This window comes from Streptomyces sp. NPDC050263, assembly GCF_040655955.1.
Taxonomy (GTDB): domain Bacteria; phylum Actinomycetota; class Actinomycetes; order Streptomycetales; family Streptomycetaceae; genus Streptomyces.
On the sequence record NZ_JBFAKW010000047.1, the window covers coordinates 31229 to 48117 of the forward strand.

Sequence of the window (16889 nt, forward strand, 5' to 3'; positions counted from 1 at the left end):
ATGTCCACCACAACACCCGCTCAGAAGCCCCTGGTTGAGCACGACGAGCTCATCGCGGACCCCTACGCGGCGTACGCCCGACTCCGCGAGGCGGGGCCCGTGCACCGCATCACCGGAACCGACGGTCTGCCGGCCTGGCTGATCACCCGTTACGACGACGTCCGCCGGGCCCTCGCCGACCCCCGGCTCTCGCTCGACAAACGCAACGCCAAGCCCGGCGGCTACCGCGGGCTCGCGCTGCCGCCGGCGCTGGACGCGAACCTGCTGAACATGGACCCGCCGGACCACACCCGCATCCGGCGCCTGGTGTCCCAGGCGTTCACCCCCCGCCGGGTCGCCGCACTGCGCGAACCGATCAGGGAGACCGCCGACGCGCTGCTCGACGCGATCGAACCGCTCGGCCGTGCCGACCTGATCGCCTCCTACGCCGCGCCGCTGCCCATCGCCGTGATCTGCGATCTGCTGGGCGTGCCCCCGCACGACCGGCGGGACTTCCGGTCCTGGACCGACGCCCTGGTCGCCCCCGACCCGGCGGAGCCCTCCCGGGCGAAGCAGGCCGTGGGCAGCGTGCTGGCGTTCTTCACCCGGCTCATCGCCGACAAGCGCAGCGACCCGGCCGACGACCTGCTGTCCGCCCTGATCGCGGTACGCGACGAGGCGGACGGCGCGGCGGACGGCGCGGACCGGCTGAGCGAGGACGAGCTGATGTCCCTCGCCTTCCTCGTCCTGTTCGCCGGATACGAGAACACGGTCCATCTGATCGGAAACGCCACCGTGGCCCTCCTCGGCCACCCCGACCAACTGGCCGCCCTGCGCGCGGACCCGGGCCGGCTGGGGTCGGCCGTCGAGGAGCTGGCCCGCTACGACGGACCGACGCCGCTGGCCATCCGGCGCTTTCCCACCGAGGACCTCGTCATCGGCGGCGTCACCGTCCCCGCGGGCGAGACCGTCCTGCTCGGCCTCGCGGCCGCCCACCGCGACCCGGCCCGCTTCAGCGACCCCGACCGACTCGACATCGGCCGCGACGCGACGGGCCACCTCGCCCTCGGCCACGGCATCCACTACTGCCTGGGCGCGCCCCTGGCCCGACTGGAGACCGAGATCGCCCTCGCCGCCCTTCTGGACCGGTTCCCCCGGCTGTCCCTCGCCGTCCCCGCCGGCGAACTGCGCCGCCGGCCGGCGATGCGCGCCCGCGGCCTGCTGGAGCTTCCGGTCACCTATTGACCGAGCTGATCCGTGCCTCGGTGGTGCCGGTGAGCGGGGTGTGGGGCGTACAGCCGCAAGGCGGTCGAGGGCGTCGACGCGATGGAGGTCCCCCCTCTGGGGGAGCGTGCCACCCCGCGTCTGCGGCATGATCGGCCGGACAGGCCCTACGCGCAGGTCGCCCCGCCTTCCTCCCGCAGGGCCGGGATCTCCTTGCGGGAGGCGATGCCGAGTTTCGAGAACACCTTGCGCAGGTGCCACTCGACGGTGTGGGGGCTGATGAACAGCTGGGCGCCGATCTCGGGGTTGGTGAGCCCGTCGCCGGCGAGCCGGGCGATCTGCGCTTCCTGCGGGGTGAGCGCGGTGTGCGTCGCGGGGGTACGAGGTCTGCGGACCTTCGCACCCGTGGCCTGGAGCTCGTGTCGCGCGCGTTCCGCGAAGCCGGCCGCCCCCATGTGGCTGAGCATCTCGTGAGCGGTGCCCAGTTGGGCCCGGGCGTCGGTGCGGCGGTTCTCGCGGCGCAGCCACTCGCCGTAGAGCAGTCGGGCGCGGGCGGTGTCCATCCGCACGGGGGTGTTGCCGAGCCGCTCGACCGCCTCGCGGTAGAGGACGTCGGCGGCCTTCCCCTCGCTCACCAGGGCACGGGCGAGGGCCGAGACGCCCAGGGCCCAGTCGGTGCCGCCGGCCTGCGCCATCTCGCTGATTCTCCGGACCGCCTCAGCGGCGTCCGCCGGTCTGCCGAGCCGTGCCGCGGCCTCGACGAACTCCGCCGTGGACTGGATCGACAGGCCGAGTTCCTGCGGGTTCTCGCAGCCGCGCCGGGCGGCCGTGAAGGCCTCCTGGTAGCGGCCGAGGCCGTTGTAGAGCACCGCCGCCGCCCATTGCGTGGCCGTGATCACCTTGCCGTCCCCGCGCAGCAGGAGATCCTGGGTGATCGCGTCGATCGCCTGGCGGGTGGCGGACTCCCGGCCCTTCCACGGCTCGACGACCAGTGCGCTGTAGTGCGCGAAGAAGCTGCTGCCGGTGGCCTCGCCGATCGCGGACGACTCCACGACGAGGGCGTCGGCGCCCGCCAGATCGCCGGCGAAGACGCGGTTCGACAGGCGCAGGAGAAGCGCCGACGGCAGCACGGACAGGGCGCCCGTCTCGCGCGCCATGTCGACCAACCGCGCCGAGAGCACGGACCAGGTGTCGAAGTCCCAGGTGCTGTGGGCCATCCGGCAGACCAGCGGGAGCCAGCCGAGCCCCTCCGCCCGCGAGACGTCGTCGGTGCGGAACTCGTCCAGCGCCCGGAGCACCAGCGGCGCGCCGACGGCGTAGCCCTCCGTGATCATCCTGGCGACGCCGTCCAGCAGCAGATCGTCGCGTGTCGGTTCGTCCGGTGTCGGCGCGCTCAGCACGGCCTGGGCCACTTCGAGGATCCCGCCGTGGGGCAGCCGGCCGGCGGTGAGCGCCGCGTAGAGCGCGTCCCGGTAGGTCTCCCGGGCGATCCGGGCATCGAGCGGCCAGAGCCGCTTGGCCGCTTCGAGCATGAGCGGGATGCCCGCTCCGGCGCTCTGGGAGGCGGACATGATCCGGCCGCGCAGCAGTTTGGACTGTGCGGCCTCCAACTCGTCGAGGGCGCTCAGGTCCGCCGCGTCCGCCAGCTCGCGCGCCGCTTCGAAGGCGCCGGCCTGGTACTTGGCCTGCGCCGCCGCCAACTGCCTGGTGCCGCGGCGTACGGGGTCGGGGGTCAGCTCGGCGGCCCGGTCGAGGAAGGCCGCCGCCGCGGCGACTCCGCCGCGCGCCTGCGCCCGCCCGGCCGAGCGCTCCAGCTCGGCGGCCACGCTCTCGTCCGGTCCCGCGGTCGCGCGGGCCAGATGCCAGGCCCGACGATCCGGATCGAGCCCGGCGTCGGTCGCGTCCGCCAGCGCTCTGTGCACCTCACGACGCTCGTACACGTCGGCGGCGCGATAGGCCGCCGAGCGCACCAGCGGGTGCCGGAAGCGCACCCAGGTGCCGAGCGTCAGCAGCCCGGACGCCTCGGCGTCCACCGCCGCCGCCTCCAGGTCGATCCCCAGCCGTGCGGCCGCCCGTCGCAGCAGCGGCACGTCGCCGACCGGCTCGGCGGCGGCGGTCAGCAGCAGGCGTTGCGTCTCGGCCGGGAGCGACTGGACGCGACGCAGGAAGCCCTGCTCGATCTGGCCCGCCAGCGGTTGCGCGGCGGGGTGCCCGAAGCCGCCGGCCAGCTCCACCGCGGACAGCCCGCGAGGCAGTTCGAGCAGGGCCAGCGGGTTGCCGCGCGTCTCGGCGATGATGCGGTCGCGCACCCGCTCGTCCAGGGGACCGGTGACGACCAGGTCGAGAAGTTTGCGGGAGTCGCTCTCGGCCAGCCCTCTCACCGGCAGCTCGGGGAGACCGGCGAAGACCTCGCCGGCGGTGGGCTCGCGGACCGCGAAGACGAGCAGGATCGATTCAGCAAACAGCCGGCGGGCGGCGAACGCCAAGGTCTGCGCCGACACGTGGTCCAGCCACTGGGCGTCGTCGACGAGACAGACCAGCGGCTGGTCCCCCGCGGCGTCCGCGAGCAGACTCAGCGTGGCCAGGCCCACCAGGAACCGGTCGGGCGCGTTGCCCGCCCGCAGCCCGAAGGCCGTGCGCAATGCGTCGCGCTGCGGTTCGGGAAGCCGGTCGAGGCCCGCCAGCAGGGGGGCGCAGAGCTGGTGCAGGCCGGCGTAGGAGAGCTCCATCTCGGACTGGACGCCGGCGGCACGGACGACGCGGCATCCGGTGGAGCGTTCGGGAAGGTGGTTCAGCAGCTCGGTCTTCCCGATCCCCGCCTCACCGCGCAGCACCAGGACCGCGCTGCGCCCGGCCTTGGCGCCTTCCAGGAGGCCGTCAAGGGTCCGGCACTCGTCCTGGCGCCCGAGGAACCCCGCGCGTGGACCACGGCCCGTCATGGCAGCCTCCTCCGCGCCCGTACTTGTATCACCGCAGGTGAGGCGGGTCGAACAGGGTCCGGCCACGGGGCCGCCCCCGTACGACCACGGAGCCGACCACGGCCTTCCCGGGGTGCGGGGCGCCGCACCCGGGCGTCAGGCTGGTTGTCACCAGCCCGCAAGCCACGGACCCCCGAACAGAGGAGCCGGTCGTGGACACGTACAGCGCCCCATCCGGACCAGTCCGCGAGCGGATCGGCGACCTGGAAGGGGCCACTTCCGTGTTCGTCCGCGACATACCGGGACTGCTCAAGATCGCAGGCCGGATCGTCGGGAACGCGAACGAGGCCGAGGACGTCGTCCAGGAGGCGTGGCTTCGTTGGCAGGGCACCGACCGAACGGTCGTCCTGAATCCGTCGGCGCTGCTCAGGACGACGACCGCCAGGCTGGCGATCAACGTCGTCCAGTCCGCCTGGAGACGCCGGGAGTCCTGCGCCACTCCTTGGCTCCCGGAACGAACAGACATCCATGAGACCCCAGAAGTGCTGGTAGAGCAGCAGGACGCGGTCGAGGAAGCGGTTCTCCTCCTGATGGAGACACTCACGCCCAGTCAACGCGCAGCCTACGTTTTGCGGGAGGGGTTCGGCTACCCGTACGGCCGGATCTCGGAGCTCCTGCGCCTCACCGTCCCCAACGCCAGGCAGCTGAACACCCGCGCCCACCAGCGGCTCGCCGCCGATCGCGGCAGGCAGCGGGTGGACGCCGCCGCGCATCGGCGTCTCGTCCAGGCGTTCCTCGCGGCCGCCCGGTCCGGTGACACCGGGCAGTTGGAGGACGTCCTCGCCGCGGACGCCGTCCGCTCCCCCGCCGGCCGGCCGATGCCGGACAGGCTTGGTTCGTAGCCGGCGGCGGCGAGGCCGCGCTCAGCAGATCCGGGGCAGCTGTTCCCCGATCGGAAGGTCGACCACGCGGGTTCCGCCCAGCCCGGTCCGGGCCACCACCATGCCGGGATGCGCTGCGACGGCCTCCCCGACGACAGCGGAGTCCGCACCCAGCGGATGGGCCCGCATCGCCGCCAGGACGGCCTCGGCGTGCTCGCGCGGGACGAAGGCCACCAGCTTGCCCTCGTTGGCCACGTACAGCGGGTCCAGGCCCAGGATGGCGCAGGCGTTGGCGACGGCGGGCGGCACCGGGACGGCGCGTTCCCGAAGGACGACCCCTGTTCCGGAGGCCTTGGCGATCTCGTTGAGGGCAGCGGCCAGGCCGCCCCGGGTGGGATCGCGCAGCACGTGCAGATCCGGGGTGACGGCCAGCATGGCGTCGACCAGAGTGCCGAGCGCCGCGCAGTCGCTCTCGATCTCCACCCCGAACTCCAGGCCCTCGCGGACACTCATGATCGCCACACCGTGGACGCCGATGGCCCCGCTGACGATCACCACATCCCCGGGGACGACCCGCTGCGGGCGCAGATCGACGCCTTCGGGGACGAGTCCGATGCCCGCGGTGTTGATGAAGATCCCGTCGCCGTGCCCGGCCTCGACGACCTTGGTGTCGCCGGTGGCCACCTCGACGCCGGCGGTGCGGGCCGCCGCGCCCAGGGCCTTCGCGACCCGGGCGACCACGTCGAGCTCGACGCCCTCCTCCAGGATGAACCCGCAGGACAGGTAGGCCGCGCGGGCGCCGCTCATGGCGAGGTCGTTGACCGTGCCGTTGACGGCGAGGTCGCCGATGCTGCCGCCGGGGAAGAACAGCGGCCGCACCACGAAGGAGTCGGTGGAGAACGCCAGCCGCGCGCCGCCCAGGGAGACGGCGGCGGCGTCGCCCAGCTGGGAGAGCGCCTCGCCGCCGTAGGCGGGCGCGAAGATCTGCTGGACCAGTTCGGCGGAGAGGACCCCGCCGCCGCCGTGGCCCATGACCACCCGGGGCCGGTCGCGCAGCGGCGCGGGACAGGTCCACCCCTCGACGTCCAGGGCGGGGGCCGTGGCAGGGGCAGTGGCCGGGGCGGGGAGATCGGTGGTGTCAGACAACGGGGGTCGCCTCCCGGGCCTTCGCGGTGGGCAGGTCGAGCCGCCGGTAGAGGTAGTAGGCGGCGCAGGCGCCCTCGCTGGAGACCATGGTGGCCCCCAGGGGCGTCCGCGGGGTGCACAGCGTGCCGAAGGCCGCGCACTCGTGGGGCTTGAGCAGCCCTTGCAGCACCTCGCCGGCACGGCACTCGGCCGGTTCCTCGGTCCGGATTCCCTCGACCGAGAAGCGGTGCTCGGCGTCGTGGTCGCGGTACTTCGCCGCCAGTCGCCAGCCGCTGCCCGGGATCACCCCGATGCCCCGCCAGGCACGGTCGGTGACCTCGAAGACGTCCTCCAGCATGGCCTGGGCCGCCGGGTTGCCCTCCGGGCGGACGGCGCGGGCGTAGGCGTTGTCGACGGTGTGCTCGCCGCGTTCCAGTTGGCGCACGGTCCGGCGCACGCCTTCGAGGATGTCGAGCGGTTCGAAACCCGTCACGACGATCGGCACCCGGAACCGCTCGGCGAGCTCCGGGTACTCCGCCATGCCCATGACGCTGCACACATGCCCGGCCGCGAGAAAGCCCTGTACCCGGCAGCTCGGCGAGGACATGATCGCCTCGATGGCGGGCGGCACCCGCACATGGGACACGAGCATGCTGAAGTTGCGGACGCCCAGTGTGCGGGCCTGATGGACGGTCATGGCGTTCGGCGGGGCCGTCGTCTCGAAGCCGATGCCGAAGAACACCACCTCGCGGTCCGGGTTCTGCTGCGCGATCCGCAGGGCGTCGAGCGGCGAGTAGACGACCCGTACGTCGCCGCCCTCGCCACGGACCTGGAACAGGTCCCGGCCGGTGCCGGGCACCCGGAGCATGTCGCCGAAGGAGCAGAAGATCACGCCCGGCCTGGAGGCGATCTCCAGGGCCTTGTCGATGACCTCCAGCGGGGTCACGCACACCGGACAGCCGGGCCCGTGGATCAACTCGACCTCTTCGGGGAGGAGTTGGTCGATGCCGTGCCGGATGATGCTGTGCGTCTGGCCGCCGCAGACCTCCATCAGCGCCCACGGCCTGGTCACCGTGGCGTGGATGTCGTCGAGGAGCCGGCGCGCCAGTTCCGGGTCCTGGAACTCGTCGATGTACTTCACGGCTTGCCCACCTCTTCCACCGGGTCCGCGCCCGCCTCTGCCGCCGCCAGCTCCCAGGGGTCGCCGAACTCCTCCTGGAGCATGCCGAGTTCGGCGAAGAGTTCGAGCGTCTGTTTCGCCGACTCCTCGTCCAGCCGTTGCAGGGCGAACCCCACGTGGACGATGGCGTACTCGCCGACCTGAAGGTCCGGCAGGTACTCCAGGCACACCTCCTTGACCACCCCGCCGAAGTCGACGGTGGCCATCCGGGTGCCGTCCCGTTCCTCGATGTCCAGCACTCTGCCGGGTACCGCCAGGCACATGGGCCTCTCCTCGCTGTGGCGCGTCTTGGTCAGTCGGTGGCATCGGCGGCGTCGGCGGCGGTGGCACGGGCGGCCACTATCAGCTGGCCGAGCGCCAGGCCGCCGTCGCCGGGCGGCACCAGACGGTGCCGCAGGACCGTGAAGCCGTCCTCGCGCAGGAGGGCGGCGCAGGCCGAGGACAGCAGCGTGTTGGCGAACACGCCGCCCGTCAGGACGACCGTGTCGAGCCCGTGCCGCTCACGCGCCCGCCCGCAGAGCCGCCGCACCAGGCCCGCGACGCCCCGGTGGAACCGGGCCGCGATCAGGGCGGGCCGGACGCCCGACCGCAGGTCGGCGACGATCGCCGCGAACACGGGCGCCGGGTCGGCCGCTACGGGGCCGTCCCCGTGCGAGCGCAGGCCGAAGACGTACGCCGTCGTGTCCTCGGCGGGTGCGCCCATTGCGGCGTTCTCCAGCTCGACGGCGGCCTGCGCCTCGTAGCCGGACCGGTGGCACACGCCGGTGAGCGAGGACACGGCGTCGAAGAGCCGGCCCATGCTGGAGGTGGGCACGCAGTTCAGCTCGCGCTCCAACTGCCGCTCCAGAACGTGCAGTTCGTCGGTCGGGCAGACGGCCGTACAGGGGAGGTCGGCCGACCAACCGAGGCCGGCCGCCCGCAGATGCGCCAGCGCCATGCGGTAGGGCCGGCGCACCGCCGCGTCGCCGCCGGGCAGCGGGACATGGGCGAGATGCCCGAACCGGGTGTAGCCGTCGTAGTCGGCCAGCAGGAACTCGCCGCCCCACACGGCCCCGTCGTCGCCGTGGCCGGTGCCGTCGAAGGCGACGCCGATCACCGGCCGGCCGCCGTCCAGCCCGTGTTCGGCCATCGCGGCGGCGATATGCGCATGGTGGTGCTGGACGCGTACGACGGGCCGTCCGGCCGCGTTCCGGTCGGCCCACTGCGCGGAGCGGTACCCGGGGTGGCGGTCGGCCACCAGGGTCTCGGGCCGCACGCCCGTGATGGACTGCAGCTGCGTCACCGCGCGCTCGAACGCGACCTGGGTGCCGAGGTCGTCCATGTCGCCGATGTGCGCCGAGAGCCACGCTTTGCGGTCCGCCCCGAGACAGAAGGCGTTCTTCAGGTCGCCGCCGACCGCGAGGGCCGGCCGGACGGACAGTGGCAGGGTGACCGGCAGCGGGGCGTAGCCGCGGGAGCGGCGGATCACCAGCGGCTCCCCGTCGCACACGCGGACCACGGAGTCGTCGCAGGGGACGTGGATCGGCCGGTCGTGCACGAGCCAGGCGTCGGCCAGATGCGCGAGCCGCTCCAGCGCCTCGGCGTCGTCGATGACGATCGGCTCCCCGGAGACGTTCCCGCTGGTCATGACCAGCAGCCGGGGGCCGTCCGGGTCGCCGGGCAGGCCGAGCAGCAGCTGGTGCAGGGGCGTGTACGGCAGCATCACCCCGAGGTCGGGGCTGCCGGGCGCGACGGCCGCGGCCACCTCCGACGCGCGCCGGCGCAGCAGCACGACGGGCCGGGCCGGGTCCTGGAGCAGCCGCCGTTCGTCGGGGCCGAGGTGCACCAGGTGCTCGACGTCGTCCGCGCTCCCCGCCATGACCGCGAACGGCTTGTCCCCGCGCGCCTTTCTGAGCCGAAGCAGGGACACGGCGTCGTCGTCCGAGGCGTCGCAGGCCAGGTGGTAACCGCCCAGCCCCTTCACGGCGAGGATCGCGCCGCGCGCCAGCGACGCCCGTGCCTCGGCAATCGGATCACCGCCCGTCCCCGCGCCGACCAGCCGCAGCCTCGGCCCGCACTCCGGGCAGGCGACCGGCTGCGCGTGGAAACGCCGGTCGGCCGGATCGCCGTACTCGCGGGCGCATGCGGCGCACATCGCGAAGCCGGCCATGGTGGTGTTGGCCCGGTCGTAGGGGACGCCGGTGACGATGGTGAAGCGGGGGCCGCAGTGCGTGCAGTTGACGAAGGGGTGCCGGTAGCGCCGGTCGGCCGGGTCGGCCAGCTCGGCGAGGCAGTCGGCGCAGGTGGCCGTGTCCGGGGAGACGAGGGTGCGGGCCGGGCCGTCGCCGCGCGAGGCGAGGATGGTGAACGCGCCGCCTCCCGCCGCGGCCAGTTCCTGGTGGTGGACGGACTCCACCCGGGCCAGCGGGGGCGCCTGCACCGCGATCCGGTCGCAGAACTGGGCCACGGCCGCGAAACTGCCCTCCACCTCGGCGACGACGCCCTCCGGGGTGTTGGTCACATGCCCGACCAGGGCGAGTTCGGTGGCGAGGCTGTAGAGGTAGGGCCGGAAACCCACGCCCTGCACCACTCCGCGGACGACGACCCGCCGACGCAGCACCGGAGTGCTCACGACGGGAGGTCGGCCAGATCGCCGCCGACCGCCTCCGTATGCGGGTGCGGGTGCGTATGTGTATGCGGCGCACGGGCCATGACCGGCTGGTGGACGGGCGCTCCCGAGGCCGCCGCGAGCGCCCGGTCGAGCACCGCGCCGACGCCCTGCCCCCGGCGCGCCGAGGTGTGGACGATCTCCACCCCCGGGTTGACCTGCTGCACGTTCGCGCGAAAGGCGTGCTCGTCGAACTCGACGGCCTCGGCGATGTCGGTCTTGGTGATCACGACCAGCTGGGCGAGACCGAAGGCGGTGGGGTACTTGAGCGGCTTGTCCTCGCCCTCGGTCACCGAGGCGAGGACGACTCGCAGGGTCTCCCCCAGGTCGTACGAGGCCGGGCAGACCAGGTTGCCGACGTTCTCCACGAACAGCAGCCGGGTGTCGTCGGGCAGCCAGCCCACCAGGTGCCCGGCGAGCATGCCGGCCTCCAGATGACACAGTCCGTCGGTGAGGATCTGCTTGACCGGGACTCCCGAACGGGCCAGCCGGGCCGCGTCGTTCTCGGTGGCGAGGTCCGCGGTCAGTGCCGCCACCGGCAGCGAGCGTTCCCGGGCCAGCAGCAGTTCGCGTTCCAGCAGGGCGGTCTTGCCGCTGCCGGGGCTGGACAGCAGGTTGACGATGGTGGTGCCGCGCGCCGCGAGGCCGGCGCGCAGCACCTCGGCGCCGGCGTCGTTCTTCGCGAGTACGGCCTGCCGGAGGTCGACGGCACGACACATGGTTCAGCACTCCTCGGAGATCGGTTCGCGGGTGGGCGGCGGCACCGGCTCGCCGTCCTCCCAGCGCACGCCGACGATTCTCAGCTCCCGGCCCGCGAGCAGGTCGGTCTGCGTCCCGCCGCACGCGGGACAGGTCAGCCGGGGCGGCATGCCGACGGCCCAGGCGTGCGCGCAGGACGTGCAGCAGGCCCGTCCGGGCACCGCTTCGGTGACCAGCTCGGCGCCTTCCAGCAGGGTTCCGGCGCAGGCCAGCTCGAAGCAGAAGGCGAGCGAGTCGGGTACGACGCCGGCCAGTTCGCCCACCTGAAGCCGGACCGAGCGCACCGCCGTGACGTCTCCCGCCTCGGCGGCGGCCGTCTCCACCTGGTCGATCACGGCGAGCGCCACGGACATCTCGTGCATGGGTCGGTCTCTCCGTCCTCCCGGAACCGACTTCATTACAGGTGCGAGGTCCGGATCCGGTGGCCAGGCACGCCGTGACCGGCCGGGTGGGTACGCCGTTCGCCCCACCCGGCCCCTGGTTCACATCCGTCGGATCCGCAGATAGCGCCGGACGTCGGGGAGCACCTCGACGACCACGAGGGCCACGACCAGGGCCGCCCCACCAGCGATGATCTTCTTCATCCCGTCTCTCCTCGGGTCGGGGCCCCATCGGTGGAGGCCTGCGCCACGGGCGGCTCGACGCCGCCCCGCAGCAGCTCTTCGATCAGTCGCACGGCCTCGGGCACGGCGTCCGACACCGGCCCGCTGAGGCCGATGCCCTCCGCCACCGAGGCCGGCTCACAGCCGACGATCAGGACGCGCCGCGGCGGTTCGCCGCCGGTCCCGGCGCAGAGGGTGTCCAGCAGCGCCAGGACGGCGTCGGGGGTCATGCGGTGGCCGTCGATCGCGGGCGCGGCGCCTTCGGGGGCGTCGCCGGGCCCGTCGTACTCGATCACGTACAGCGTGCCGGGGGTCTCGCCGCGGGCCGTGGCGTCCACGAGGACGAGGGTGTCGTAGCCGTCCAGGAGCTGATAGGCGAGGTGCACCCCGCGCACGCCGATGTCCACGACCTCGACGTGCGGCGGCAGTAGCCGTGTCGTCAGCTGCCGTTCGGCCAGTCGGCGGGCCGTCTCGACGCCGAAGCCGTCGTCGCCGAGGAAGACGTTGCCGATGCCGGCGACGAGGGTCCGGGTCATGGCCGGTCCTCCAGGGGGACGATTTCGTCCGGCTGGAAGTAGAGGTAGCGGCCCTGTTCGCGGCGGATGTCGGCTCCCGGGTCGCCCTCGACGGTGACCGCCAGGTGCACCGTGCCGTCGACGTCGTGCAGCACCGCCTCGACGGTCGCGGCGCGGCCCTGGAGGAACAGGTCCTGGGCGTCGGTGTGGCGCAGGCCGGGCCGCAGCTCGACGCGGCTGCCCTTCCCCACCGACCGGCCGTCGACCACGACCGTGTCCTGTTCGGGGTCGAAGCCCGCGTCGCTCGCCGGGTCCCACCAGGGGGTGTCGGGGCGCTGCACGCCGTGCTCGTCGGGGAAGCCGGGCGTCGTCTCCCCGGTGACCTCCCGCAGGCTCCGCACCGCGCCGTGGAGGCGTTCCAGGACCTCCGGCGGCATCGAGTCGGCGAGGTCGATCACGGCGGCTGCCCGCTCGTCGGTGCCCCGGGCCTCGCGCTTCTCCTCGTCGGTCAGGGCGGCGGTGCGCAGCGCGAGGATCTCGTCGATCTCGGTGGCGTCGTAGAGCGCGCCCGGGCTCTCGGGGGCGATGGCCGGGTGGTCCTCCAGGATGATCGGCGAGGAGAGAACGAGGTCGGCGCGGCCGGGTTCGCCGGCGAGCACGGGCCAGGTGTGCAGGTTGCGGCAGGCGGCGGCAGCGCCCTTGGCCCACTCGGGGGGATCGGTCATCGACAGGAACGATCCGGCACTGAGCGCCATGAGGAGGTGGGCGGAGACCAGGGAGTGCGGCAGCGCCGCGTCCCGGTCGGCGCCGCGTCCCTCGGGCGCCGTCCAGTCGCTGGTGTTCTCGACGACCGCGGTCAGCCGCAGGGTCCGGTAGGGGCCGTCGAGTTCGCGGGCGGACAGCCTGACCTGCCCGCTGATCTCCTCGCACCGCCGCACCAGTCGGCCGACGGTGCGGCCGGCGGCGTCCAGAACCGGTTGTGCGTCCTGGCGGGCGGGCCGTCGGAAGGGATGCGTGACGCCGTCGCCCAGCAGGTCTTCCACCTGTGCCACGACCTCGACGCGTTCCTCGCCGCCCTCGTCCCAGGGCACCAACACGCGGTCGTCGAGGCGGAGTTCGGGGACCGTCTCGTAGTCGCCGTCCGGGCGGAGCCGCTGCACGGTGCGTCGCCGGGCGTGCAGGAAGCGCGCCTCGACCGCCAGCGTCGCGCCGGCCTTCGGTTCCATCAGGCACTCGGTGTACTGGAAGTCGTGCTCCTCGCACTCGGCGCCCCACCCGGGCGGCACGAGCACCCCGAACTGCCAGCGCAGCCGGTTCTTGGCCGCCGAGGCGCGGTACGGGTAGAGCACATAGCCCTCGAAGAGGACGGCGTCGGCCACCTGCCGGGCGAGGGCGAACCGCTCCTCCGTCTCCGGGGCGAACGCGGTCACGGTCACGGGTCGGTCCTTCCGGTGAGCGCACGGAACGGGTCGCGCACGGACGGGTCGGCGTGGTCCAGCAGCGTCTTCAGCGTCGCCTCCCAGGAGGGCAGCGCGTGCCGGGAGCGGTAGGCGAGGAGGGCGTCCATGGTGTCGCTCGGGAGCCGGATCCAGCCGCAGCCGGGGAAGTGCTGTTCGAGCATGTCCCGCCAGACGGTGACCGGCATCCGGAAGGCCGTCTCCCGGTCCCACGGGACGGGTTCGACCTGGAAGCCGCCCGCCCCGGTGAACGCGGTGCCGGAGAAGAGCATCAGCAGCGGGACCTCGCCGTCGGTGAGGGCGGTGAGGTAGCGGGTGGCTGCGATGTCCATGTCGTAGGTGCAGGGGACGACGAGGTCGGTGTCGGTCTCTCCGGTGAAGGTGGGCACCATCACCGACACCTGCGCGAACTGCACCGGCTGGAGCGTGCTGCCCCAGCGGGAGCGTTCGCCGAACAGGTCGCTCAGGCCGTCGGCCTCGGCGGGCGCGTAACCGCGACGGGCGGGTTCGATCCGGAGCTGGCAGCGCAGCGCGAGGGCGTGCACGGGGGCGTTCCCGGAGGCCGTGACGCGCAGCCGGAAGACGAGGGTCGGGCCGGCCGCGTACCGGTCGGCGCGCACCCCGGTGCAGGCGAAGGAGAAGTCGGTCACGGTCGGACCGCCTCCTCCACCGGTCGCGCCTGCCGGCGGACGTCGTCGAAGAAGGCGTCCAGTGCGGCCCGGGCCTCGGCCCCGCCGTCGAAGCCCTGCCACAACAGCCGCATGCGGCCGACGAGTTCGTAGCAGATGTCGATCGGGACGAGATGGCACTCGATCCGGCCCTCGCTGCGGCGCAGCAGCAGCGCCTCGACGTCGGCTTCGAGGAGTTCGGCGAGCCGGCTGCCGCCGAGGACCTCGGTCCAGGTGGCCGGTTCGAGTTCGCTCTCGGTGGCGCCGGCCGGGCTCGGGTAGAGGGCGACCAACCGGTCGAGGGCGGCGTTGCGGAAGAAGAAGGCGACGCCGACCGGGATCTGGAGCGCGTCCCAGGCGCCGTCGTCGAGGCGGTGGGCGGGGTCGGTCAGGTACCGGTTCGGGACCGCGCGGAAGCGGCCCGCGGCGACGCCCGGCGCCTCCATCAGCAGCGCGCAGGCGGTGCAGGCGCAGGCGAGGGCGCGTTTCTCGGTGTCGACGAGGTGGCGGTGGTCGTCCGGCACCGCCGCCGCGCACAGTTCGCACCGCTCGGGCCGCGGCGGCCGCGGGGTGAGGAATCTGCGCAGGCCCGGTGCGTTCATCGGCTCCCCACCGGACCGGAACCGATCTGGAGCAGCGCGGGCGCCGACTCCACGACTACCTCCGTGACCTCCGGCGCGAAGCAGGCGAGGGCGGCCCGCGCCGCCTCCTGGGCGTCCGCGCCGGAGCCGCATCCGCAGCCGCCGCTCGCCCGGGAGCGCAGCCGCAGGGCGCCGCTCTCCGCGTCGAAGTCCACGGCCTCCAGGCCGTGTTCGCGCACGCTGTCGAGGGCCCGGGCGATCCGGGCGTCGCGGTCCTCGGGGTGCAGGTCGTGCAGGACGAGCAGGCTGGCGACCAGTTCGTCGCCGAGCAGCGCTCCCGGAATGCCCGCGGGCGCGGCGGACAGCAGTTGGAGGACGCGGGCGAGACCGGAGCCGTAGAAGTCCATGAGGGACCGGACGAGTTCCTCGGCGGCTGCCGCCGAGGCCGGGTCGCCGCTCGTGGTCAGCCGGTCCAGGACCTCCTCGATCGCGCGCCCGGTCTGCTCGGCGTTCGCCGGGCGCGCCGCCGCCGGGGTGCGCGCGCTCATCCGCCGAGTCCGCTCAGGCCGGTGGGCACGTGCATGGTCTTCACGGTCTTGCCGCCGCCGACGTACATGTGGACGCCGCAGGGCAGACAGGGGTCGAAGCTGCGGACGGCGCGCATGATGTCGATGCCCTTGAAGTTCTCCGGGGTGTTCTCCTCGAAGATCGGGGTGTTCTGGACGGCGTCCTCGTAGGGGCCGGGCGTGCCGTAGGAGTCCCGGACGCTGGCGTTCCAGGGGGTGGGCGGGTACGGGTGGTAGTTGGCGATCTTGCCGTCGCGGATCACCATGTGGTGGGAGAGGACGCCGCGGACGGCCTCGGTGAAGCCGACGCCGAGCCCCTCCTCGGGGACCTCGAACTTCTCCCAGGTCTGGGTGCGTCCGGCGCGGACCTCCGCCAGGCCCTTCTCCGCGCAGTGCAGGGCGACCGCGGCGGCGTACGCCTGGAAGTAGGTGCGGGCGCGGTTGCGCTCCAGCGCGTTGGACCACTTCGGGATCTTCCACTCGAAGGTGGTCTCCGGCTTGGTCATGGTGCGCGGCAGGTTGATGACCACGCTGTGGCCGGTGGCCTTCACGTACCCGATGTCGACGAGCCCGGACAGGGCGGTGGACCACAGCCGGGCGATGGGGCCGCCGCCGGTGTCCAGGGCGAGGTGGTCCTTGCCGTCGAACCAGCGCGGGGACATCACCCAGCTGTACTTGTCGTCGAAGTTCCGCTTCTGCGGGGCGGGGATGGTGTGCTGGTTCCACGGGTGGCGCGGGTCCACCGGGTTGCCGAGCGGGTCGTGGGTGACGAACTGCTCCTGCCCCTGCCAGTCGTCGTAGTAGGAGCTGCCCAGCAGGATGCGGATGCCGAGGTTGATCTCGGTGAGATCGTTGGTGACGAGCTTGCCGTCGACGACGACGCCGGGCGTGACGAACATCCGCCGGCCCCAGTCGGTCATGTTGGCGTAGGTGAAGTCGCAGTACTCGGGGTCGTTGAGGGCTCCCCAGCACCCGAGCAGGACACGCCGGCGGCCGACCTCCTCGTAGCCGGGCAGGGCCTCGTAGAAGAAGTCGAACAGGTCGTCGTGCAGGGGGACCACGCGCTTCATGAACTCGACGTACCGCATCAGGCGGCTCATGTAGTCGGTGAAGAGCTGCACGGAGGCGACCGTGCCGACGCCGCCCGGATAGAGCGTGGAGGGGTGCACATGGCGGCCCTCCATCAGGCAGAACATCTCGCGCGTGTACCGGCTGACCTGGAGGGCCTCGCGGTAGAACTCGCCTTCGAGCGGGTTCAGGGAGCGCATGATGTCGGCGATCGTGCGATAGCCGTGCTCGGCGGCGTGCGGGGCCTCGGTGCGCTCGGCGAGTTCGAGGACGCCCGGGTTGGTCTCCCGGACCATCTTCTCGCAGTAGTCGACCCCGACCAGGTTCTCCTGGAAGATGTTGTGGTCGAACATGTACTCCGCGGACTCGCCGAGGTTGATGATCCACTCACCGAGGTGCGGGGGTTTCACGCCGTACGCCATGTTCTGCGCGTACACCGAGCAGGTGGCGTGGTTGTCGCCGCAGATCCCGCAGATGCGGCTGGTGATGAAGTGCGCGTCCCGGGGGTCCTTGCCGCGCATGAAGACGCTGTAGCCGCGGAAGACCGACGAGGTGCTGTAGCACTCCGCGACCCGTTTCTGCTTGAAGTCGATCTTCGTGTGGATGCCCAGGCTGCCCACGATCCGGGTGATCGGGTCCCAGGACATCTCCACCAGGCCACTGCCGTCGCCGGCCGCCTTCGTCCTTGCCATCGTCTTTGCCGTGCCCTTCGTTGCGGA

General features: G+C 72.8%; 15 protein-coding genes. 2 read left to right on the forward strand and 13 right to left on the reverse strand.

Annotated elements, in window-relative coordinates; genetic code table 11:
• The gene (locus AB0J04_RS21845) at window positions 1–1224 is read left to right on the forward strand and encodes a cytochrome P450 (RefSeq protein WP_363170199.1); all 1224 of its coding nucleotides are present in this window, start codon (window positions 1–3) and stop codon (window positions 1222–1224) included.
• Between the two features lie 146 nt (window positions 1225–1370).
• Here the strand turns inward: AB0J04_RS21845 and AB0J04_RS21850 are convergent, their stop codons facing one another.
• Window positions 1371–4142 (reverse strand): AAA family ATPase, encoded by a 2772-nt coding sequence (locus AB0J04_RS21850; protein WP_363170200.1) that lies wholly within the window; start codon window positions 4140–4142, stop codon window positions 1371–1373.
• A 191-nt stretch (window positions 4143–4333) separates the two neighbouring features.
• Here AB0J04_RS21850 and AB0J04_RS21855 point away from each other — a divergent pair, with 191 nt between their 5' ends.
• On the forward strand, window positions 4334–5023 hold the full coding sequence (locus AB0J04_RS21855; RefSeq protein WP_363170201.1) for a sigma factor: 690 nt from the start codon (window positions 4334–4336) through the stop codon (window positions 5021–5023).
• A 21-nt stretch (window positions 5024–5044) separates the two neighbouring features.
• Here the strand turns inward: AB0J04_RS21855 and hypE are convergent, their stop codons facing one another.
• The 12 genes from hypE to AB0J04_RS21915 all read right to left on the reverse strand — a co-directional run bounded on the left by hypE (window position 5045) and on the right by AB0J04_RS21915 (window position 16862).
• Window positions 5045–6148: a hydrogenase expression/formation protein HypE gene (gene hypE / locus AB0J04_RS21860; RefSeq protein WP_363170202.1), complete on the reverse strand. Its 1104-nt coding sequence runs from the start codon at window positions 6146–6148 to the stop codon at window positions 5045–5047.
• On the reverse strand, window positions 6141–7268 hold the full coding sequence (gene hypD / locus AB0J04_RS21865) for a hydrogenase formation protein HypD (RefSeq protein WP_363170203.1): 1128 nt from the start codon (window positions 7266–7268) through the stop codon (window positions 6141–6143). The genes hypE and hypD overlap by 8 nt, the downstream gene beginning before the upstream one ends.
• Window positions 7265–7570: a HypC/HybG/HupF family hydrogenase formation chaperone gene (locus AB0J04_RS21870; RefSeq protein WP_363170204.1), complete on the reverse strand. Its 306-nt coding sequence runs from the start codon at window positions 7568–7570 to the stop codon at window positions 7265–7267. The genes hypD and AB0J04_RS21870 overlap by 4 nt, the downstream gene beginning before the upstream one ends.
• A 29-nt stretch (window positions 7571–7599) precedes the next feature.
• Window positions 7600–9918, reverse strand: a complete 2319-nt coding sequence (hypF, locus tag AB0J04_RS21875; RefSeq protein WP_363170205.1) for a carbamoyltransferase HypF — start codon at window positions 9916–9918, stop codon at window positions 7600–7602.
• A complete protein-coding gene (gene hypB, locus AB0J04_RS21880; protein ID WP_363170207.1) occupies window positions 9915–10673 on the reverse strand; it encodes a hydrogenase nickel incorporation protein HypB in 759 nt (252 codons plus the stop codon). The genes hypF and hypB overlap by 4 nt, the downstream gene beginning before the upstream one ends.
• Window positions 10674–10676: 3 nt before the next feature.
• Window positions 10677–11075, reverse strand: coding sequence for a hydrogenase maturation nickel metallochaperone HypA (locus AB0J04_RS21885; RefSeq protein ID WP_363170208.1), 399 nt, complete (start codon window positions 11073–11075; stop codon window positions 10677–10679).
• A 218-nt stretch (window positions 11076–11293) separates the two neighbouring features.
• Window positions 11294–11851 (reverse strand): hydrogenase maturation protease, encoded by a 558-nt coding sequence (locus AB0J04_RS21890; RefSeq protein WP_363170210.1) that lies wholly within the window; start codon window positions 11849–11851, stop codon window positions 11294–11296.
• Window positions 11848–13266: a hypothetical protein gene (locus AB0J04_RS21895; RefSeq protein ID WP_363170211.1), complete on the reverse strand. Its 1419-nt coding sequence runs from the start codon at window positions 13264–13266 to the stop codon at window positions 11848–11850. Before AB0J04_RS21895 ends, AB0J04_RS21890 begins: the two co-directional genes overlap by 4 nt.
• On the reverse strand, window positions 13263–13937 hold the full coding sequence (locus AB0J04_RS21900; protein WP_363170212.1) for a DUF6084 family protein: 675 nt from the start codon (window positions 13935–13937) through the stop codon (window positions 13263–13265). Before AB0J04_RS21900 ends, AB0J04_RS21895 begins: the two co-directional genes overlap by 4 nt.
• Entirely contained in the window at window positions 13934–14557 is a 624-nt protein-coding gene (locus AB0J04_RS21905; RefSeq protein ID WP_363170213.1) for a DUF5947 family protein, read from the reverse strand. Before AB0J04_RS21905 ends, AB0J04_RS21900 begins: the two co-directional genes overlap by 4 nt.
• The gene (locus tag AB0J04_RS21910; RefSeq protein ID WP_363170214.1) at window positions 14554–15084 is read right to left on the reverse strand and encodes a hypothetical protein; all 531 of its coding nucleotides are present in this window, start codon (window positions 15082–15084) and stop codon (window positions 14554–14556) included. The genes AB0J04_RS21905 and AB0J04_RS21910 overlap by 4 nt, the downstream gene beginning before the upstream one ends.
• Window positions 15081–16862 (reverse strand): nickel-dependent hydrogenase large subunit, encoded by a 1782-nt coding sequence (locus AB0J04_RS21915; RefSeq protein ID WP_363170215.1) that lies wholly within the window; start codon window positions 16860–16862, stop codon window positions 15081–15083. The genes AB0J04_RS21910 and AB0J04_RS21915 overlap by 4 nt, the downstream gene beginning before the upstream one ends.
• Window positions 16863–16889 lie beyond the last annotated feature (27 nt).